Source organism: uncultured Paraglaciecola sp., from assembly GCF_913020055.1.
Lineage (GTDB): Bacteria > Pseudomonadota > Gammaproteobacteria > Enterobacterales > Alteromonadaceae > Paraglaciecola.
Genome location: NZ_CAJWCF010000026.1, coordinates 23,215 through 45,344, shown reverse-complemented (window position 1 = coordinate 45,344; position 22,130 = coordinate 23,215). Strand labels below are relative to the sequence as shown.

15 protein-coding genes are annotated in these 22,130 nt (G+C 41.5%); 3 read left to right on the top strand and 12 right to left on the bottom strand.

Features of this window, described 5'->3' with window-relative positions; translation table 11 throughout:
• Nucleotides 1-227: 227 nt before the first annotated feature.
• Nucleotides 228-1,469 carry a cation:proton antiporter gene (locus QZ488_RS07750; protein WP_293747264.1) on the top strand — a complete coding sequence of 414 codons (1,242 nt, stop codon included), beginning with the start codon at nucleotides 228-230 and terminating at the stop codon, nucleotides 1,467-1,469.
• Nucleotides 1,470-1,499: 30 nt separating this feature from the next.
• Here QZ488_RS07750 and QZ488_RS07745 read toward each other — a convergent pair whose 3' ends face one another.
• From QZ488_RS07745 to QZ488_RS07720, 6 genes are all read right to left on the bottom strand, one after another.
• Nucleotides 1,500-3,194 carry a diguanylate cyclase gene (locus QZ488_RS07745; protein WP_293747263.1) on the bottom strand — a complete coding sequence of 565 codons (1,695 nt, stop codon included), beginning with the start codon at nucleotides 3,192-3,194 and terminating at the stop codon, nucleotides 1,500-1,502.
• A gap of 320 nt (nucleotides 3,195-3,514) precedes the next feature.
• Nucleotides 3,515-5,896 carry a TonB-dependent receptor gene (locus tag QZ488_RS07740; protein ID WP_293747262.1) on the bottom strand — a complete coding sequence of 794 codons (2,382 nt, stop codon included), beginning with the start codon at nucleotides 5,894-5,896 and terminating at the stop codon, nucleotides 3,515-3,517.
• A 240-nt stretch (nucleotides 5,897-6,136) separates the two neighbouring features.
• Nucleotides 6,137-7,177, bottom strand: a complete 1,041-nt coding sequence (gene dctP / locus QZ488_RS07735) for a TRAP transporter substrate-binding protein DctP (RefSeq protein ID WP_293747261.1) — start codon at nucleotides 7,175-7,177, stop codon at nucleotides 6,137-6,139.
• 1 nt (nucleotide 7,178) lies between these two features.
• Nucleotides 7,179-8,465: a TRAP transporter large permease gene (locus QZ488_RS07730; RefSeq protein ID WP_293747260.1), complete on the bottom strand. Its 1,287-nt coding sequence runs from the start codon at nucleotides 8,463-8,465 to the stop codon at nucleotides 7,179-7,181.
• Between the two features lies 1 nt (nucleotide 8,466).
• Nucleotides 8,467-9,009: a TRAP transporter small permease gene (locus QZ488_RS07725; protein ID WP_293747259.1), complete on the bottom strand. Its 543-nt coding sequence runs from the start codon at nucleotides 9,007-9,009 to the stop codon at nucleotides 8,467-8,469.
• The gene (locus tag QZ488_RS07720; RefSeq protein WP_293747258.1) at nucleotides 9,006-11,129 is read right to left on the bottom strand and encodes an alpha-xylosidase; all 2,124 of its coding nucleotides are present in this window, start codon (nucleotides 11,127-11,129) and stop codon (nucleotides 9,006-9,008) included. The genes QZ488_RS07725 and QZ488_RS07720 overlap by 4 nt, the downstream gene beginning before the upstream one ends.
• Before the next feature lie 432 nt (nucleotides 11,130-11,561).
• On the opposite strand from QZ488_RS07720, the gene QZ488_RS07715 reads away from it, so the two are divergent.
• Complete coding sequence (locus tag QZ488_RS07715; protein WP_293747257.1) at nucleotides 11,562-12,311, top strand: GntR family transcriptional regulator; 750 nt, start codon at nucleotides 11,562-11,564, stop codon at nucleotides 12,309-12,311.
• 250 nt (nucleotides 12,312-12,561) lie between these two features.
• On the opposite strand, the gene QZ488_RS07710 is transcribed toward QZ488_RS07715, so the two are convergent.
• The 5 genes from QZ488_RS07710 to QZ488_RS07690 form a co-directional block, all read right to left on the bottom strand.
• Nucleotides 12,562-13,350 carry an ABC transporter ATP-binding protein gene (locus tag QZ488_RS07710; RefSeq protein WP_293747256.1) on the bottom strand — a complete coding sequence of 263 codons (789 nt, stop codon included), beginning with the start codon at nucleotides 13,348-13,350 and terminating at the stop codon, nucleotides 12,562-12,564.
• Entirely contained in the window at nucleotides 13,343-14,104 is a 762-nt protein-coding gene (locus QZ488_RS07705) for an ABC transporter ATP-binding protein (RefSeq protein ID WP_293747255.1), read from the bottom strand. Before QZ488_RS07705 ends, QZ488_RS07710 begins: the two co-directional genes overlap by 8 nt.
• Nucleotides 14,101-15,303 (bottom strand): branched-chain amino acid ABC transporter permease, encoded by a 1,203-nt coding sequence (locus tag QZ488_RS07700; RefSeq protein ID WP_293747254.1) that lies wholly within the window; start codon nucleotides 15,301-15,303, stop codon nucleotides 14,101-14,103. Before QZ488_RS07700 ends, QZ488_RS07705 begins: the two co-directional genes overlap by 4 nt.
• Nucleotides 15,303-16,319, bottom strand: coding sequence for a branched-chain amino acid ABC transporter permease (locus QZ488_RS07695; RefSeq protein WP_293747253.1), 1,017 nt, complete (start codon nucleotides 16,317-16,319; stop codon nucleotides 15,303-15,305). Before QZ488_RS07695 ends, QZ488_RS07700 begins: the two co-directional genes overlap by 1 nt.
• 84 nt (nucleotides 16,320-16,403) lie before the next feature.
• Complete coding sequence (locus QZ488_RS07690; protein ID WP_293747252.1) at nucleotides 16,404-17,774, bottom strand: substrate-binding protein; 1,371 nt, start codon at nucleotides 17,772-17,774, stop codon at nucleotides 16,404-16,406.
• A gap of 315 nt (nucleotides 17,775-18,089) precedes the next feature.
• Between QZ488_RS07690 and QZ488_RS07685 the strand changes: the two genes are divergently transcribed.
• The gene (locus QZ488_RS07685; protein ID WP_293747251.1) at nucleotides 18,090-21,521 is read left to right on the top strand and encodes a PAS-domain containing protein; all 3,432 of its coding nucleotides are present in this window, start codon (nucleotides 18,090-18,092) and stop codon (nucleotides 21,519-21,521) included.
• On the opposite strand, the gene QZ488_RS07680 is transcribed toward QZ488_RS07685, so the two are convergent.
• The gene (locus QZ488_RS07680; RefSeq protein WP_293747250.1) at nucleotides 21,475-22,128 is read right to left on the bottom strand and encodes a response regulator transcription factor; all 654 of its coding nucleotides are present in this window, start codon (nucleotides 22,126-22,128) and stop codon (nucleotides 21,475-21,477) included. The genes QZ488_RS07685 and QZ488_RS07680 overlap by 47 nt on opposite strands.
• Nucleotides 22,129-22,130: the final 2 nt, after the last annotated feature.

Genomic DNA, 22,130 nt, shown 5'->3' with positions numbered 1-22,130 from the left:
GATTAAATGAAAAACAGACTTGGCAGTATCCAATCCAATTGTTACTTTATTCATGTGACCCTCTCTTTTTTGATAGTCGATTTTAACAACCACTATCTTGGCTCATTTGAAGCCGTTATGGGAGGAGAGGGTCCATACCATTAATCAGTATAAAGGCAATAGTGCTGATCCGAATCAATAAAATTGTAATCCATAGGCGTATCTTTGGTTCTTAGTCACTGGAGATTATGATGCACGATATTGCCGTTTTGGCCCTGATTTGGATAACCGTCTTTATTGCATCCTACTTAGCTCATAAAACTAGATTGACTCCAGTCTTGTGGTATTTGTTTTGCGGTACAATTTTGGTCAATGTGGGGTTTTTACCTGAAGTATTACCTGTATTCATTATTGATTTTGCAGAGCTAGGGATCATTATTATTATGTTTGCCCTTGGCTTTGAGGAAGACACTGCTAATTTTTTGCAAGGTATTAAGCGTAGTTGGGGGATCGCTCTATTTGGTGCTATCACACCTTTTGCTATAGGGTATGTCGCGGCAGATATTTATTGGAATGACAATAACACCTCACTTTTTTGTGGTTTAGCAATGATGGCCACGGCCGTGTCTTTAACCATGGTTTCTTTGAAGAGTGAGGGGTTAAGTAATACACCTGCAGCAACAGGGATCATGACTTCTGCCGTTTTAGATGATATCGCTTCACTGGCTTTAGTTGCCATCCTTGTGCCTATTGCAACCGGCGAAGCAACCGTTTCCTTAGACGGCATTTTACTTATTCTAGGTAAAGCTGTCGCTTTTTTTGCCCTTGTGACTTTGATTGGAGGATGGTTATTTCCAGCCAGTCAGGGTTTTACCCAAAAAATCCCTTTGTTAGGAAAGCTTAATTTACAAGAAGTATTAGCTATGGCAAAAGGTGAATATACCGTACTTTCTCTGTTACTTATCGCGGTGTTAGTAGGGCTTCTGGCACATGAATTTGGCTTTCATCCGGCGGTTGGCGCGTATATGGCGGGACTGATAATTCATCGTGAATATTTTGATTTTCACCAAGAAGAAGATAAGGATTATTACCAACAAGCTAAGGAAATTATCGACAATGTGGCTTTTTCATGGATTGGGCCAGTATTTTTTGTCGCTTTGGGCAGTAAACTATTATTTGACCTAGACACGTTTCTGTCTGTGTTACCCGAAGCGCTAATGTTGTTTGTGGCATTGTTTATCGGTCAAGTGCTCTCTGCTGCTCTTGCAGCCCGGTATACCGGTAACTTTGATTGGCCTGCCAGTTGGATGATAGGGTTTGGTATGTTGGGCAGGGCAGAACTGGCATTTGTGGTAATGGATATTGCCTATGTTCAACATCACATCATGTCTGTTGATGCTTTTTATACACTTATGCTGGTGGCTTTCATGCTGAATCTCTCCGTGCCACTGACAATAAGTTGGCACAAACGGCATTTTAAAATGGGCTAATACACTTATCTTAGATGGGATTGATAGTGTTTAAGGTACCAGTTGATTGCGCCCTTGTTCTTTGGCTTGATAAAGTGCTTTGTCTGCGCGCCTAAAGTATTCGCCTATAGTTTCGTTGCCGTCACTTATCACCCAACCAATGCAGGTTTTCACATGAATATCCTGATAATCGGTGATCACGATTTGATTGATTTTTACATGTAATGCTTTAAGTGCAGTTTCAAACTTGGTTTTTTCAGGTAGTCGTTGAATAATTGCAAACTCTTCACCTCCAAAACGACCAGCAATACAATCAGAAGTATTCAATGGTTTAAGTACCTCAGCAACCTGACAAAGCACTATGTCACCTACATCATGACCATAGGTATCATTGATGCGTTTAAAATGATCTAGGTCCAACAAGGCAATGCCAATAACTTTGACATTGTCTTCGATGCTCTTATCAACAAACAAGTCTAAACTTCGACGGTTTGGTAGTTTAGTTAAAGGGTCTTTGCTCGCTAACTCCTGTAGTAATTGATTAGAAGACTCAAGTTCTTGGGTACGCTCTCGAATCAACTTTTCTAACTCATGGGTTTGGTGGGTTTTAAGTATTGAATGCTTTAGCTCAGTATCTCTTTGGCTTTGCAAAAGTTTAATTAGGTAAGTCGAAATCATCACGGTTAACAATAAGCAAGTTGTGACTATGCCCAGCATCAACGACCCCACTGGGTCGATTGGAAAACTAAAACCTAAGGCAAATAAAACAATGAATCCACCACCTGCAACGGACGGAAAAATTGAAAAGGCAAACCATTTGGCTTTAATAGATCCTGCTTTATGTTCTTTATAAGTGATGAATACTGATAATAGAATTGACGGGAAAAACCAATATAGGGGAATGACCAAAGTGGTACTTAAGTCTAGAAATAATACAGAAAATAATCCACTTAAAATAAGTAATACCGTGTATCCCCATAATACACCTTGATATTTAACTTCTTTACCTTGGCGCTTTAAGAGTGAAATGAGCAACCATGTCGAAGAAATCATTACGGCATAAAGTAAAAGAGCGTATGAGATATCATTGAGTTGGGGATGATTTGGCCATAACAATTCAAATCCGTAACCAAATACGCGGAAAAACCAAGCGCCGAATGAAAAAGTAAATACTGCAAAACTCAAATATGAACGATATTTTGTTGCGATAAAAATAATTAAACTAACAATAACTAAAGTGCCCATTGAACCGAAAAACGCCATGTCTCTAATGACATTGTTCCGATCTGACGTCCTGATTAGTTCTGGGGTGTTTAAGCTAAATGAATAACGTAAAATCTCGCCTTGCATGTAGCCTGATATTTGGGTTGTTTGTTGTGCTTTAAGGCGTATTGGAAAAACATAATTTGGTGATCCTATTGGCCGTGTTGAAAACGGCATCGCATCACCTGTCACCCATGTATTGCTTTCATCTGTGATGGTTAAATGTTTGATTGCTGGGAATGGGATGACCAACCATAAAGATTGAATTATGACTTGTGGATTCGAAACAGACACTCGAAAATGTAAATATTGTTCTTTACCACGGGATATATTTTCAGCCTGAGAATGCCATTTTTCATCACCAAGAAGAACTCCACTATCTGTTACAGTGAACTCCATATATTGGTCAAGTTTTAGTTGTGAGACCTCTTGCCACTCTACCTCTGCAGAGTTGCCTAATATGCTCCACATAAGTAACAACATTGACGCGAAATACTTCAGAATTTTCTCAGCTTATTTAAGTTAGAGTCTTTGCATTTTAACGTAAAACTTCTTAATAACCAGAGGAAAGAGCAATCGGCGGGTTTTGCTTGAATTGTTTTAAGTTTTACTTTGGAAAAAGGCAACTCGTTTGCATCTAGTAACAAAGGCTATGTGGGGCTGGGCGTAGGGAGTTAAATGAACATCAAACTCACTTTATTGTTTTGCGCTTTACCTGTTCATTGGTTATATGGGTGACTAGGTACAGGCAAAAAAAAGCGCTCTAACTTACTAAGAAGTAGAGCGCCAACACACACTAAGGATTAAAATTTTGCTCGCAGTTGCACGCCAAAGTAGCGATCTGCGTCACGTGGGATCTGATAACGGAAGTTGTCACCGCTGTACGTAGTGACATAACTTTCGTCAGTCAAATTTTTACCAATTATGGAAATACGGTAATCATCATCACTAAATGAGAATGCTAAACTGGCATTAAAAATACCGTAGTCAGGCAATAGGGCTTCTGGGTTGGTTGTTGGCGTGGCGCCAGGCGCTCCTGCAAAAATTTCATCGGTGTAAACATATGAACCATTTAGAAATATTTCCATATCATCTAATTCCCACACATATTCCCCGGTGACTGAGTATTTTAAGTCAGGTGAAAAGGGTAAGTCATCACCAGAGCTGCCATCACATGTCTCTAAGCCAACTGGGCAAAGGAACTGATCTACTTCAGCGTCAACTGTTGAAAGGCCACCTGTTAGCGTTAACTGGTCTGTGGCTTGCCACATAAAGTCAAATTCTGCGCCTTGAGTGATAATTGAACCTGCATTAGTTAAACGAGTGATAAACACCCCGTCGAGCAATTCTGGATTATTGGCTTGAAATCCATCAATTTCAGTGCGGAATATGGCCGCGTTAAAAATCAAGTCGCGACTTGCATATTTGTAACCTAACTCATAAGCATCTGATGTTTCTGCACCAATAGGTAAGGTATCGTTTTCAGACATGTTGTAAAACACGTTAAAGGCAGGGCCTTTATAACCTTGAGAGTATGTAGCGTAAACCATACTGTCGTCGTTGATATCAAATTGCGCGCCAAATTTGCCAGAAAAATTTGATTCATCAGTCGAGCCGTTATAATTGGTATCAAGAGAGGCTTCACGCACGCCAACTCCTTTACGTCCGTATTGATCATTGCTGTTTCTGTTGTGGGAATAACTGACTTCGTCATCGGTATAGCGTAATCCAAATAACAATCTAAAGTCGTCATTGATATGGTATTTACCATCGGCAAATAATGCCCAGTTATCAAACTCGGTTTCCATGTAAGCAGTAGCACTTACAATATCGTTAGCATTACAACTTAAGCTTTCATCGCTAATAAATTGTTCTATGTCGGCATCAGATGGACTGGCAACCCCCAATACGTCAGTCAGATAATTGCCAATAGCCGTTTGGAATTGACCACCATTATTCTGGCAACTAGCATCACGAGTGAAGTTACGCTCAGATTGTTGATTCCACCAAAAGAAACCAGCTTGGTAATCAAAAGCTTCGCCAGTTGGAGAGGCTATACGCAATTCCTGAGATATTTGATCCCATTCTTGAGGGCCAACATCATGCAATTGAAAGGGAACGCCAAAAACAGGAAAAGGTAGGTCACCAGCGGTGGAGGTGAAATCTCCTTCACGAAATTCAGTATTGTTCCAACTACGATAGGCAGTAATAGAGGTAAATTGATGATCACCTAGCTCTTTGTCTACTTGTACTGAAAATGCCGTGGTTTCATCTAAGGTACGGGTTTCAAAATCATGATCTAATTGTCTTTGTTCAAGATCTAAATCTCCAGTACCTGTACTATTAGGTGAAGCTTCTGAATTATGACGACCACTTGGAGTCAGTTCTAAATCTGCACAACAGCTGTCATTCGAATTTACATTTTCAAAGATAAACAAGATGTCTGTGTCACCCGTCGCTTCGATATCCAGCATGGCACGCACGCCTTCTTTGTCGTAGCCACTCACTGTTTGGTTGTTATAAACGTTATTAATGTATCCATCAAATTGAGATTTTAAAACGGTTAAACTGCCACTTACGTTATCGTTTAACGGGCCGGACACACTGGTTTTTAAACGGTATTCGTTGTCTTGAAATAAGGTGGCTTCAAAGCTGCCTTCAAATTCATCTGATGGGCGCTTGGTTGTGATGTTAACCACACCAGCTGATGCATTTTTACCAAAAAGTGTACCTTGAGGACCACGTAAAACTTCAATACGCTCAAGGTCGTATAAGTCCACAAAAGCTTGTCCAGAACGCCCTAATACCACGCCATCAACTACAGTAGATACGCTTGGTTCAGCAGCAACACTAAATGAAATTGTGCCTACACCACGGATAGTAATTGCAGAATTTCGAGTGGTGTTACCTTTTCTAAAGCTAACAGAAGGTACTAACGCTTGCAGACCTTCAATGTTGGCCGAAAATGCTGAGTTAATTTGATCTTCTCTAAGAACAGTTACAGCTACGGGCACTTCATTTAGGTTTTCAACACGTTTTTGCGCTGTAACAGTGATTGTTTCAAAGCCTTTGGATTCTTCATTCTCGGCTTCTTGAGCGTTGGCGGTTAAACCGAATGTCAGACACGCAGACAGTGCAAGGGCTTTGCTAATACTTGTATGTAAGTTACTGGGTTTAAAGTGCATTGTGTTCTCCCAAGATTCTTTCTTGATCTAATTATGTTGTCTCGCCTCAGGGAAAAGTATTTTAGCTGCCTGAGGTGACGGCTTATGTGTTATTGGATGATTACACCCATTATTATTATTATATTGAATTACCTTATGCGTCTTATATAAGACAGAAGACGTGGAAAATTTAACCTTTAAGTAAAATATTTGCAATCATTTTGTTGCTTAGACGTTAATTGCTAGGTGGTATGGAGTGTGTTAATTGATGTTGGCGTTACATTGTGCGACAGATAATTCCAATAAATCTAGCCAATCTTTTCCGAATTTACTGATAAACCACTGACGCATGTTGACCGAAGCGTCTTTAAATGCCTGTTTTTCTGCAACAGATGGATGATAAATAGTGCCACCTGCTTGTTCAAAAATCCTATAAGAGTGACTTTCCTGAGTAGCAACGAACAAACTGGCAGCCGCTTTTTGTTTGGCAAAACCTTCTAGTACAATTTGCTGAATATCTTCTGGTAGCGTTTTCCATATAGGTTCAGAAAACCACCAAAGGGTGGCCATATAGGAATGCCCATCAAGGATGATGTATTTTAAATGTTCTTCTAACTTAGCGCCGATAATATCTTGGATACCATTTTTGCTGCCTTCAACCACGCCGGTTGCTAACGCAGTATAAAGTTCTGCCCAGGAAATAGGGGTAGGGTTAGCCCCTAATTGTCTGGCTAACTCTTGCTGAATTTCAGCTGGAGTAGTCCGAATTTTCTGACCTATTAAATCATCAGGACTGTGGATCGGTTTATTTGTAGTCGCAAAGTTACGCCAACCGCCCGTATTAGAAACACCAATCAAACGAATATTTAAACCTTTGCTTAGTACTGTTTCTCGCATTTTCTGCAATATCGGTCCATCTAATACACACTCTGCCTGGACGTCACTGGTAAATACATAGGGTAAGTCCAAGACCTGTGCGGGTGCAAAAAAGTTGCCTGTACCGCCAGCTGTACTGGGGAACATTTCTAAAACCCCCGATTGCAAACTGCCGATACATTCAGGAACGCTGCCACAAAATTGTCCTGACGCATACAATTGAACTTGTACTCGACCATTACTTTTTTGTTCCACATATTCCTTGAATGCCAATAGACCGACATAGTCTTCATCTTGAGTGGAGGCTTGAATAGACGCTTTAATGGTAAATTCCGCCTTTGTTACACTGGCCCGAAAAATACCGACTAAACAACCAATGACAATCAGCCCATAAACAAGCAGTAATATTAAGCGTTTTGTCGTCATGTTAAGCGAATCCAAAATACGTAGGTAAGGTCATAGTGAGTGCCGGGAAGTAAGTGATCAAAAGTATTACAGTTGCTTCAACCGCTAAAAAAGGCAACATTTCTAAGGCAATATTTTCGGTTTTTTCGCCGGATACAGACGCTGCAACAAACAACACTAGACCCATTGGAGGGGTAGCAAGCCCAACGGTTAAATTCACACACATGATGACCGCAAAATGTAACGGGTCGATGCCAAGAGAAATAAATATTGGGGCAAGGACCGGGCCTAAAATTAAAATGGCGGGTCCAGCATCTAAGAACATGCCTATGGCAAATAAGAATAAGTTGATGATTAACAGCAGCAATAACACATTATCGGTTATGCCTGTAATTTCTGAGGCGAGCATATCTGCCATGCCTGATACTGTGATGATCCACGCGAAGGTTACTGCCGAACCGACCAATAACAAAATGGTTCCAGACTGCACTGCAGCGTTAATTAATATCGTCGGCAGCTTTGATAGTTTTAAAGTATTGGTGACAAATAGAGTGATAATTAGAGCATAACCTGCCGCTACTGCTGCCGCTTCAGTCGGGGTAAACACGCCTAGTACTATGCCGCCTAATAAAATAACTGGGGTTAATAAAGGTAAAAAGGAGCTTTTTAGTGCACTACCACGTTGATGCCAATTAGCTTTGGCATTGGCAACAGGGTAATTGCGTTTCTTTGCAATTCGATTAGTCATTAACATCAAACCCGCGCAAATTAATACGCCTGGCACAATACCGGCCAAAAACATACCAGCAACAGACACATTCATAATAAAGGCGTAAAGAATCATAATGCCAGAGGGCGGTATGATAGGGCCAATCACTGACGATGCGGCTGTCACCGCAGCGGCAAAACGCCTGCTGTAGCCATTTTTCTCCATCGCCGGAATAAGCATTTTACCTAGTGCCGAAGTATCTGCTACCGCAGAGCCTGATAAACCTGCAAATAACACAGAAGATAATATATTCACTTGTGCTAACCCGCCTCGGTAGTGGCCTATTAGAGTTTGGCTAAATCTTACAATAGATTGGGTTATGCCCCCTTGGTTCATAAGTTCGCCCGCGAGTATAAAAAACGGAACCGCCATTAATGGAAAAGAGTTCATGCCTGAGTACAATCTATTTAAAAGGGCAGAAAAAAACACTTCTTTGCCATCTAAAATCAGGCTGACGCCAGGCCCAATTAACAGTGCGAAAATGACTGGTGCACCAGCAGTTAATAATAAGATAAAGACCCAAAAGTAACTTAAGGACATATTAGACGGTATCCTGAGGTGGGGTGAAGCAATGGTCTAAGGGCAAACATAGTTGTTCTATCAGTTTTTCTAAACCCACCAGACATATCGAACCAAAAGCAAAGGGTGCACAACTATAAAAATACGCTAATTTGATAGGAACAGACGAGGCATTAATACTCAATCCTGTTTGCCAAAACTCTAAGCTCTGGATAAAAAATATGCCGCAAATAACTATTACCAATAAAGTGATCATTAGTTCGGTAATTCTGCGCAATACTGCCGGCAATGCATCGGCAAACATTTGGATTGAGACATTTAGATGTGCACGATAGGCCCAAGGTGCGACTAAACATGCGACCCAGACCATGGAAAATTTTGCCAATTCTTCAGTCCATGCCAATGAATCATTAAGCACATAGCGAAAAAACACCTGCGCTAAAACCATGCCTAACATCAGTGCAAGTAATCCACCGGCTAGATTTTTGGCTACACTTGCCAGCACATAATTGAGTTTACCCAATGGCCTGTTGATTGCGAACAAAGCTTGCTGCAACTTAATCATGGTGACTTTGCATTTTTAGCTGGCCAGTAATGACTGATTTGGTTACCAATTGTTGGGTTGTCTAATTGTTCGGTATGCAACACATCGGGGCCAATGGGAATTTTATGCCCTGCGGGAACAAATACGGCAATTTCATCTAGGGTTAACGCCAGTTTGTGCACTCTGCCGCCAGTGAATATTTGTTGGTCTGGGAATCTTAACCATTGCCCTTGTGGCAGATAAAATTCCACCTCACCACCTGCTTGTGTGCAAGGTACCACCAATAAATCGTCACCAAACATAAACTGTATTTCAAACCCTCTGGCTAACCTATCGTCGGGAAACGCCAACGCCATGGCGCGCATCAAAGGCATACCAGATTGACTCGCTTGGAGCATTGATATTTGAATATAAGGGATGAGCTGGTAACGCAGTTTCAGCGCTTGATTAACTGCATTTTCAGCTTCTGAACTATAACTCCAAGGTTCTCGCTGACCAATGCCATGTAAACGCATATGCGCTGAAAACACCGCTGTTTGTGACCAACGAACAAATAACTCAGAGTCTCGCGTATCTTTGTAAAATCCGCCTACGTCAGTAGCAAAATAGGGTGCGCCCGACATGCCCCAAGATAAAGCGCCTCGAATACTTCCAATCAGTCCGCCCCAATCGGCCTGAGGATCTCCACCCCATTGACTTGGGTAGCGTTGTGAACCAATCCATGCACTACGACTAAATAAAAATGGTTGTGTTTGACTGTATTTTTCAGCTGCTTCATACACACAACGGTTATACAGTAAGCTATATACATTGTGTAATCGATGCCCTGAATCACCATTGTAAGCGAGCATATTGTCATCTTCTACTTGCTCACCAAAGTCGGCTTTGATCATATCTACGCCTAAGTCGAATAGGGGTTTATGTGATTCCAGCCAAAATGCAAATGCCTCAGGGTGGGTAAAATCGACTATGCCTGACTCAGGTAATGGCGTAAGTACTTCGGCAAAAGCACTCATATCCCATTGGTATCGGTAGGCATCACCAGTGCGTCTGTCCGTCAGTAACCAGCCTTTTTGAGCCATGTCTTCAAACAATGGGTTTTGCACAGAGACTAAAGGGTATTCCCAAATACACACTTTAAAGTGCATGGCTTTTAAGTCACTTATTACTTTACTGGGCGGGAAATCAGCAAATCTTTTAGGGTCCCATTCAAAGGCGAAACGTGTATCTGTATCTTGCCAAGCGCGTCCATCTAATGTGATCACATCGCAGGGCATGTTGTGCTCACGCACTGATTTAGCGGTAGCCATTAGTTCCGGCACATCTTTGTAATAGGCTTTAGATAAAATAACACCCAAACTCCAGACTGGCGGAACCGGGGCTTTGCCTGTTAGTTCGGTATAGTGATGGATCATCTCACCACCGTTTTTACCTGTCAGTAAAAATATGTCTAATGCGTCGTCTTCTATCAACAAGGCATAAGCCCGTTGTGACCAAGGAGCGTAACCAATCGCATGCGTCACTGGAGCTGGTGTATGAACAAATACACCCCAGCCTTGTGGGCTCCAAGCAAAAGGTGTGTTTTTGTATGAGACTTCGGCGTTTACCCCCAAAGCGTCGTGATTATATGAGCGAATAAACTGCCCCCGTTTATTCAGGCTTGACCATTTTTCGCCTAAACCATACACCGCTTCTTCAGCACCTAAATCTAAACTAAATAACCAACCTTGTGTGGTTTTTGCTAGAGGCGGAATACGATATTGGCGCACAAAATGGCCATCATTCGGGGTTTTTTGTACCGTCTTTCCATCGCAATTTAATAAAAATGAAAAAGGAGCATGTTGAATAATCAGTTCGTTGTTACCTGAGGTAATAGACGTACTGTGTTCAAAGTGAGTGAGTTGACAGGGCAGGGGAGCAGGCTCCTGCAGCAACATTTCATAATTGGCACTAGACTTACCAGCTAGTCTTAGGCGTACTCCACACATGTGAAAACTTACATGTAATAAACCCTCCGAAGTCGGCAGGATCACTGAAGTATCTTCGGTTAAGTAGGCATCCTCAGTAACAGTCACTTGAGTGACTGTATTCCAATCGGGTGCTGAAAGGTTAAGTTTGGGGTTTAGTGAAGGGGTAAGCACGGATAAAGGTAACCTCTGGACGTTTACTAAAGCTACATATATTCATCAGAAATTGATTTTGGCACAACAAATCAAGTATGAATAAAAAGTGTATTATTAATCTTATATAAGACGTAAGTTATAGTAGTGTTAAATTTTTGTCAATCGAGGAGGATAATCGATTGGTGTGTTTGTTAAGTGTCAATCTGGCTAACCTATTACAGTTGAACACGTACTGATCTATTCAAATTAACTATAATAAAAACAGAATGTTAGAAGTATAAAATGTATTGGCTTAGGGGGTTAACATACTCAACGTTCAGGTTACTAACTATTCCTAAATTTTGTCAATCACTTAGGCCTACATTTTTTAGCACAATATCTATTTATTATCTTGTGCAAGAGTGGCAGTTAATAATACTCTAGAGCCATGTTCATTTGCAGTTCAGATCCATGAATAAAAATCGTTTTGATAACAAACTCAGCCATCCAGGTTTGGCGTTCCAGCCACTATACAAGCAAGTTGAAGAACACGTGACTCAGCTGATTGTTGAACAACGTTGGAAGCCAGGTGAAATGTTGCCAAACGAATTTCAATTGGCAAGCGAGTTGAATGTGAGCCAAGGCACTGTGCGTAAAGCATTAAACAGTTTAACTGATGCTAAAATATTGAACCGTAAGCAAGGTATTGGCACATTTGTATCTGAGCATACAGGTCATCATAGTTTATATCGGTTTTTTCCATTAGTTGCCGATGGAAAAAGCCCTGAGTTACCTAAAGCTGAACTATTGTCAGTGGAAACCAAAGTGGCGACTAAGCAGGTTGCCCAAGCATTAGAGTTAGAGCCTAAAGCCAAAGTCATAGTGTTGCGAAGAAGACGAATTCTAAATAATGAATTTTGTATTGCTGAAACCATATTTTTACCCCACAAATATTTTTCTATATTGGAAACGCAGCAAGAAGTACCGCACACTCTTTACCATTTTTATCAAACTCAATTTAATCTGACAGTACGAGATACGAGTGACAGTATCAAGGCAGTGCTTGCAACAAAAAATGATGCACAAATGTTAGATATTAAAGAAGGTGATCCCTTGCTCGAAGTTACAAGAGTTACTCATTCGTTAGATAATAAGGCTATTGAATTTAGACTCAGTCGCTGTCGTAGTGACAATTATCATTATTTAGTGGAATTGGGATAAGTCATTAGAAATAAGCTGTTTGGGATTACTTGCTAAAATGAATAATGCTTTGTTTAGACGTGATGTCTGTTCTGAACGGAGGCTAGATTCTATTCTTGGAGGAACTTATGTTTGATAGCCAAGAAAGCTGTGGCCATCAGGACTAGATTTCTCTAGACCCTAGGCCAAGCGTTGTTTATTTATACTACTGATGAGATAATAGTATCCATCAGCATCAGATTGTACAGCCAACTAACGTAAGTTGCTGCGGTTATATCGCCAGATACTCATGACGAAGCTCTTCGTTATCCATCACCTCTTGAGCTGTGCCATCAAACACTATAGTACCCATATCCAAGATGATCGCTCGGTCGGCGAGTCTCAAAGCCGCTACTGCATTTTGCTCTACGATAATAGTAGTAATACCCTGTTTTTTGATACTGTCCACTATTGACGCTATTTCATGCACAATTACCGGAGCCAACCCTTCATACGGTTCATCTAACAGCAATAATTTGATGTCTCGTGCTAGTGCTCTGGCTACGGCTAACATTTGCTGTTCACCACCAGAAAGGGTAGTGCCCATTTGGTTACGACGCTCTGCCAAACGAGGAAAATGTTCATAGATCCTTTCTATAGACCATCCAATAGGCGGTGCAATTTGCGCCAGAACCAGATTCTCTTCAACCGTTAAGCCTGCAATAATTCTGCGATCTTCCGGTACTAATGCCACCCCTGATTGGGACGCCTCGTGAGAAGACATGTTATGCAAAGGTTTATGATCTAGCCAAAGTTCACCGTGTGAAACACTCGGACTATCCATTCTAGCTATAGAACGCAGTGTGGTGGTTTTTCCTGCACCATTACGGCCCAGAAGCGCCAGCACTTCACCTTGTCTTATATCAAAACTCACCCCTTGCACTATATAACTCTCACCATAGTAAGAGTGCATATCCCAGCAAGAAAAGAAGGCAGGTGCCGAACCCTTACTAGTGACAGGTTTAACAGTCTCAGTAGGATTTTTGGTTCCGATTATTTCATTACTGACTGTCTCACTCATCCTCGGACTCTCCTAAATAGGCTTCTTTTACTTTTGGATTATTACGAATTTCTTCGGGGCTTCCTGTAGCGATAATTCGCCCCTGGGCCAATACACTTATGGTGTCGGCTAAACTAAATACCACATGCATATCATGCTCAATGATCACTTTGGTCATACCATCGCTTGTCAGTCGTTTAAGCAAATCAATGGTCGCGTTAGTATCATGTCGCGCCATACCGGCTGTGGGTTCGTCTAAAAGAAGCAAGCTGGGTTTTTGGATTAAACCCATGGCAACTTCTAAACGACGCTTGTCACCCCTTGAAATACTCCCAGCGTGTTGATCGCAGCTTTTTTCTAAACCAATATCATGTAGAGCTTGCATGGCTTCTTGCTGAATAACCCCCTCTCGGGACATGCTCTTAAATGGATTAAAACTAAACATACCATCCCGTTTGGCTAGAGCCGGGATCATCACGTTTTGCAATAGGGTCAAATCAGGAAAAATTTCCGGTGTTTGAAATACCCGCACCATGCCAGCATGATTAATTTCATGTGGCTTTTTACCAATCATGTTCATGCCATTGAATGTCACGCTTCCAGTGTCAGGGATCAGCTTACCAATGCAACAGTTAAGCAAAGTAGACTTTCCTGCGCCATTTGGGCCAATAATCGCATGGGTAGTTCCCGCTTCAATTTTTAACTGAATATCGGATAGGGCGTGCAAACCACCAAAGGTTTTGTTTACACCTTGAATATCGAGGATATAACTCATTTCTTTTCCTCTTTCTGGCTATCAGTTAAGGAAGCTGGAGCTGCCTCTATACCGCTTGGTTCACTTTGTGCTACTGAGGGATCATCGTACCTCAGGCCCAGTTTTAACCTGACATGTTTGTTGATTAAGGTTACCCCTTCCATAACCCCTCCAGGCAAAAATATCACCACCAACATAAATAGCGCACCTAGTGTCAGGTGCCAGCCTTCACCAACAAAATGTTGGGAAATAGAAACCATAATGCTCTGCAAAAACTCAGGTAAAAAGCTAAAAAATTCATTCAGAGTGGAGGTGTTCATAGCGGAAAATATATTTTCGAAATATTTTATGATGGTAACCCCGAATAAAGGTCCCAATAATGTTCCTGAGCCTCCTAAGATTGTCATCAATACCACTTCACCGGAAGCTGTCCATTGCATCCGTTCGGCTCCTGCTAGCGGATCGGTGACCGCCATTAAAGAGCCTGCCAATCCTGCATACATGCCAGAAATAATAAAGGCAGTTAATAGGTAAGGGCGAGTATTAAAACCGGTGTAGCGCATACGTGTTTGATTAGACTTTATCGCTCTTAGCTTTAGGCCAAAAGGTGAACGAAAGATCTTAAGTGAAATATAAAATCCAATTATCAACAAGGTCGCACAAAAGTAGAAACCAGGATAACCACTCATCAATTGACCAAATAGGTTAGTCGACGGTAATCCCTCAGTAACTTCAACTGAAAATAACGCATCGAGATAACGAGGATCTTCAGAGGATAATTGTAAACCAGTCTCACCATTAGTAATGGGAGTCAGTACTGAGTAAGCCAAGCTATATGACATTTGAGCAAAAGCCAGAGTGAGGATAGAAAAGTAGATCCCCGAACGACGTAGACTCACATAACCTATCAGGAAAGCAAATATACCAGCAATAACGGTGCCCATAACAATACCAGGTAACACGTTCATGCTAAATAATTTGAAACACCATACTGCTGAGTAAGAACCAATACCCAAGAAGGTCGCGTGGCCAAACGATAGGTAACCAGTCAGCCCAAACAAGATATTAAAACCAATGGCAAAAATTCCAAATATAGCAAACTTCTGCAGTAAATCTGGGTAGTTTGCACCTATTGGAGATAACCAAATTGGAGCAGTCAACACGACTACTGAAAAAATCAGCATCACGAATAAATTATTTTTAAGCGTTAATTTCATCATTAGTCCTCCATCACTCCTTCACGCCCCATCAGACCACGAGGCCTAACTAATAAAACAATTACTGCTACCAGATAAATTATAATTTGGTCGATACCCGGAAATATCGCCTTAAATTCATTCATTGAAGCAAAAGATTGCAGGATCCCAAGTAAAAAACCAGCCGTCACTGCGCCGCCCAGAGAACCCATTCCACCAACCACGACCACCACAAATGATAGGACTAGAAAGTCCATACCCATATGATAATCAGGAGGTAATATAGGGGCATACATTGCACCAGCCACACCTGCCACAACAGCGGCGAGGCCAAAAACAATGGTAAATTTACGCTGCACATTTATTCCTAATAAGCCTACCGTCTCGCGGTCTGCCATGCCGGCGCGCACTACCATGCCAAAGGTGGTGAATTTTAAGAAGGCAAATACGCCAAAAATAACTAAAGATGAAAATGCTAAGTAAATAAGGCGCCACCATGGATAAACCAAGTTATCACTTAAACCCAGGAATGAGCCTATCGCTGCACTACCAGCCACAATATCGGGAGCAGGCGTCGGTATTGGGTTTGCACCAAAAAACGCGCGAATAATTTCTTGCAATACAATGGCCAAACCAAAAGTAACCAAAATTTGTTCTGCGTGAGAGCGTTTGTAAAAGTGTTTTATCAAACCTCTTTCAAGTGCAAGACCTATGAGTAACATAATCGGTATAACGAAGAGAATTGATATAGGAACGGCATAATCAATAATGGCTGTACCAGTGTCCCCCCACCAAATTTCTAAATAGGGTTGTTCTTTGTAGGCTTCAAAAAAGGTAATGCTCTCATCTCTGACTTTTACCGACATAGTCAGAATTTGCTGAACCGTTACTGCACAAAATGCACCCAACATAAACAAGGCGCCATGGGCGAAATTAACAATGCCTAGCGTGCCAAAGGCCAGTGTCAAACCGAGGGCAATCAGTGCGTAAGCACCGCCTTTGTCTAGACCATTGAGTAGTTGAATTAAGAAAACATCCATAAATTTTTACTTCAGCATTAATAAGTTAAAAAAACAAGCCATATCACCTTTTGTGACATGGCTTAACTTGAGGTTAGGCCATTTCTATACTTTGTATGGACCTAATTCACCACCGAATATCGATGCATCATATTCAACTTGAGATCTTGGCACTTCTTTAACAATTTCCAATAAATCAAACTGACTAGTAGGGTTCTGATTACCACGTACAACCAATACGTTTTTAAAGCACTGGTGATCTTCGGCGCGATACTCAGTTTCACCATTACCCATACCATCGAATTTAAAGCCTTCTAACGCTTTAATTACTGCAGGTGGGTAGAAGGTACCTGCCATTTCACAAGCATTGGCATACAACAAGGTTTGAACATAACAAGTATGTGCTGCCTGTGACGGTGGGAAACCATACTCTGCACCAAATGACTTAACAAAGGCCATTGAACCTGCATCAGTTAATGCCCAGTTCCAGTTAGTGGTACCTAAAATACCTTTAAGATTTTCTCCTGCACCCTGTGCCATTAAACGAGAATATAGCGGCACGATGATTTCAAAGTTTTTGCCGTTCACTTGTTTGTCACGTAAGCCAAACTGCACAGCTTGCGTCAAGGAGTTAATCATGTCCTTACCGTAGTGATTGAGGATCAATGTATCGGCGCCAGAGTTAAGGATTGGCGTGATGTACTGAGAAAAATCTCCTGCTCCAACCGGTGTTTTAACTGTTGCGGTGGTTTTCCAGCCTAAGGCTTCTGTTGTTTCCTTAATTGATTCTTCTTGTGTCCAACCCCAAGTGTAATCGGCAGTTAAATGGTAAGCCTGACGTTCAGTACCCATTTCTTCTTTCAGCACTGGACCTAGTGCTGAGCCTGACATTTTAGCATTGAAGAAATGACGGAAACCGTAACGACGTTTATCTTTACCAGTAGTGTCATTCGAGTGGGTCAGTCCTGACATAAAAATGATGCCCATTTCCTGACATAAACTTTGTACCGCAACAGCAACGCCAGAAGATGAACCTCCAGTAATCATTAATGCGCCGTCTTTTTCGATCATACGCTTAGCAGATGCACGAGCTGCGTCTGACTTGGTCTGAGTATCACCCGTTACATACTCTACTTTCTTGCCAAGTATGCCGTTGCCTTTCAATGATAGTGGCTTCATGGTGTTCATTAAACCACCGTCGCCTTCACCATTAAGATGTTTGACCGCTAGCTTGTATGCGCGAAGCTCATCGGCACCCTCATCTGCGTAAGCACCAGATTGAGGGACGTTAAATCCCAGTTTGATACTCTTACCCATGCCCGGCATGTTTCTGAAACTACCGTCTGCAGCAAAGGCGTTTTTCATGAAAAACGTCGGTGCGCTACTTGCGGCGATGATGCCGGCAGTTGCCGATTTTTTCATAAAACTACGTCTGGTATTCGCTAGGTTATTGTCATTCTTGTCTTTATTGCTCATTAGAAACCCCTATTAACGTTTATGGTGGATTGTAAACACTCAGTTAAACACTTGTTATTTTTATGCTGCATTTTTACTTCACTAAGTTATTTTTACAGCATGCCTTTTCGTTCAGCCATAAGACCTTGGTCTATTTCCCCAAATTAATTTGCATTGTTTAATTTATTTCTTTCTTAAACTTGCTCGGGGTTTCGTGACTAAGGTTAGTTTAGTCCGGTGGTTGCATCAGTAAATGCGACCATGGTCTTAGTTAGTTTGTTAATAAAGCTATGTTAGAGTCATGTACATTGGTTTAAGTTAGCTGCAAGGAAATATATGGGTTTAGGTTGGGTTGCGCTAGCCATTGCTTATTTGGCATGTTTATTCTGGTTGGCACGTTGGGGTGACAGTCATTCAGTAAGTGCAAAAAAGCTAACTTCACATCCGGCTATCTATTCTTTGGCATTGGCGATTTACTGTACAGCCTGGACGTTTTTTGGTTCTGTAGGGGAAGCAACTCGAAATACGTGGAGTTATTTGCCCATATTACTTGGCCCGACTCTACTGTATCTATTTGGTTATCGATTTTTATTAAAGCTTACACAAGTAAGCAAAAAACAACATATCACCACTATTGCCGATTTTATCTCTTCTCGTTACGGAAAAAGACAGACGGTTGCCTTACTCGTCACTATCATTGCCTTATTAGCGACTATTCCTTATATCGCGCTACAATTAAAAGCCATTGGTTCAGCATTTTTCCTAGTGTCTGGGCAAAAGGATGCGGGTAACGTTGTATTGGGGGCGACCCTTTTTATCGCGCTGTTTTCTATATATTTTGGTACCCAGCGCACCGATGTAACTGAGTATCGGCGTGGCTTGATCCTGGCAATTTCGTTCGAATCGATAATTAAATTAACTGCTTTGATTTGTGTAGCATTTTACGGTTACTACTGGTGGCAACAGCAAAGTAGTGAGCCAATGTTGCTGTCATTTGTTAGTTATGAGGTTTTAGATAACTTTCAATCTACCTCCTTTTGGGCGCAAACATTGATGGCTGCTGCTGCAGTAATTTGTTTACCTCGTCAATTCCACGTTGCGGTAATCGATAACCTCAGTCTTAGTCATATCAAAACCGCTCGTTGGTTATTTCCTCTTTATTTAGGTTTAATGGCGGCGGTCATTCCTATCATTGCGGTGGCAGGCCAGGCAATGTTAGGGGGCAGTGGCAATGAGCCTGATACTTATGTGTTAGGTTTAGCCATAATGTCAGAATCGTTGGCGCTGAAAATGTTGGTGTTTTTAGGTGGACTGTCGGCCGCGACGGCAATGATCGTAGTCGCTACTTTGACCTTAAGTACTATGTTAACCAATGATGTTATTTTACCTAAGTTTCTAGCGACTCGAAGTCACCAACAGCATAGCCCCGATTACACACGTACTATTTTAATGATCCGCCGGATCGTCATTGGTGTGTTGCTGCTGTTGGCTTATCTATATCAACAACAAATGACCAATAGTCGTTCTCTCGCTTCAATAGGGCTTATTGCTTTTTCTTTAGTTATTCAGTTATTACCTGCAATTGTTGGGGGACTATATTGGAAACGAGGCCATGCTCACGGTGTTTATGCGGGTCTTATAGTTGGTGTGAGTGTGTGGGTATTGTGGTTGATTTTACCAATAATAAACGAAAGTTCAGGCATCATCTTACATAACAATGCGATCAGTGAAGGCGCTATTTTAAGCTTAATAGCCAATACAATGGCTTATGTATTATTTTCCATGTTCGCACAAACTCGGTTGATCGATCGGATACAAGCAGAGGCTTTTGTCACATCGATTGAAACCAGAGGTGAACATTATGACAAGCATCCTCTAAGTACCACAGTAGGAGACTTAATCACTCTGTTATCCACGTTTCTTGGGGAAAGTCGTTGTCAGATGTTAATAAAGGAATACCAGAAAAGACAGGGTATTATCCTTTCGTTTGATCAACGACCACACAAAAATTTTGTGGTCTTCAGCGAACGTGCCCTAGGTGGAGTTATCGGTGCATCGAGTGCAAAGGTCTTGGTGGATAGTGCCTTGAGCGGTAAGCGCCTCAATTTCGAAGAAGTGGTTAACTTTTTTGATGATACGACTCAAGCCATTCAATTTAACATCAGTGCTTTGTTTACGTCTTTGGAAAGTCTGGAGCAAGGAATAAGTGTAATAGACAGAAATCTTGATTTAGTGGCTTGGAATAAAAGTTATGTCGCCTTATTTGACTACCCAGATGACTTGATTACTGTTGGTACACCCATTGAAATATTAGTGCGTTATAACGCTGAACGGGGCGAATGTGGGGTAGGTAATGTTGACACTTTGGTTCAGAAGCGACTTGAACATATGCGTTGCGGCACCAGCCATCGATTTTTACGTCAACGTAGTGATGGTCGCGTGATTGAAATGGTTGGCAACCCTTTACCTGGAGGGGGCTTTGTCACTAGTTTTAATGATGTTACTCAGCATATTGAAATTCAGCATGCACTAAAAGAAGCCAATATAGATCTGGAAAACCGTATTCAAAAGCGCTCAGAAGAAGTGCAAACCATTAACGCGGAATTACATTTAGAAATTGAGCGTCGTGCTGACGCCGAAAAAGAACTTGTCAGTGCTCGAAAAAATGCTGAGGTCGCTAATGCCAATAAAACACATTTTCTAGCCCTTGCTAGCCATGACATTTTACAGCCTCTAAATGCCGCTAAACTTTATCTGAGTGCGCTACAAGAAGTATCTCTTGAAAAGGATGCCAGTCAAATTGTGCAAAAATTGGGTGAAAGTCTTAACGCTAGTGAAGCACTAATCGCCACCTTGTTAGACATTGCACGTTTAGATCAAGGAGATATGAAACCCCGTTATAGTGCTGTTTCAATTAAAGCCTTAGTGTCTCCTTTAATCGATGAGCTAAGTATGAATGCGGAAGAAAAAGGTTTGCAACTCAAATACAGATTACAAGACCTTTGGCTTAAAACTGACCGTACTTATTTGTACAGAATTTTACAAAACTTGTTATCAAATGCGATTAAATACACGCCTACAGGAAAAGTGTTATTGAGTGTACGTAAGCGAAGAGACAAGGTGCTTTTACAAGTTTGGGATACCGGTACCGGCATTCATCAAGAGGAATTAAATAATATCTTTGGAGATTTTTACCGTTCTGGTGATCATAGTCAGCAAGGATTTGGTTTGGGGTTAGGCGTAGTCGCACGTCTTAGTAAGCAACTGAATGCGCTAGTAGAGGTTCGCTCGATATTGGGAAGAGGAAGCTGCTTTTCAATCGAATTACCAAGCTGTGCAGCAGTCGAGCCAGTAAGCATTAAGAAAGCAAGTGGCAATAAAGTTGGCTTAGCTGGATTAAGAGTGTTGTGTGTTGATGATAAACAAGAAAATCTGGATGCTATGCTGACGTTTTTAGATAAGTGGCAGGTAAATGTCACTACAGCCTTAACATCTGATGAAGCGATGGCAGCGCTGAAAGTCAGTGAACCACAAGTCATTTTGATGGACTACCATTTGGATAAGGGCGAAAACGGACTACAACTTGTTGCCAAGATACGTAAATTTTTGGGTTATCCGATCCCTGTTATTTTAGTTACAGCGAATCAGGACGATGAGATTATTACCGAAGCGTTTAAAGCAAATTGTAATTATTTAAGCAAACCGGTAAAACCAGCTAAACTCAGATCCCTGCTTCAGGCGGTGCAAGTTGAAGGTGCGAAGCAATAAGCACTGCTTGAGTGCGATTATTGATATGTAGTTTCTTGAATATGCCGGTTACATGAGCTTTGACCGTTGCCGTTGCAATATCTAGATTGTAACCAATTTGTTTATTTAACAAGCCGTCACGCATGTAACACAGCACTTTATATTGTGCGGGCGTAAGGCTAGCGACTTTAACGGCTAACTCTGTAAATTCTGTATCCAATTCAACGTCATTAGCTGCATAACTTTCCGGCAACCAAATATCGCCTTCAAGCATCACATTTACTGCTTTTGAAATTTGTGCGGCACTAGTTGTTTTGGGTACAAAACCCATTGCACCTACATTGATGACTTTGGAGATTATGTCGACATCTTCCAGCCCTGATACAACAGCAACGGGCAAATCAGGAAATATTTTACGGATATGAATCAAACCGAAAAGATCACCACTACCTGGCATATGAAGATCAAGTAGTAGCAAATCAATTTGTTTATTGTGGTGCAACATTTCGACTGTAGTGTCTAAGTCAGCAGCTTCAAGCAAGGTGAGTTGCTCGAAGTTGCTAGTCAATGCTCCCCTTATCGCATCGCGGTACAACGGATGATCATCAGCGATTAGCAATGTTGCCATAA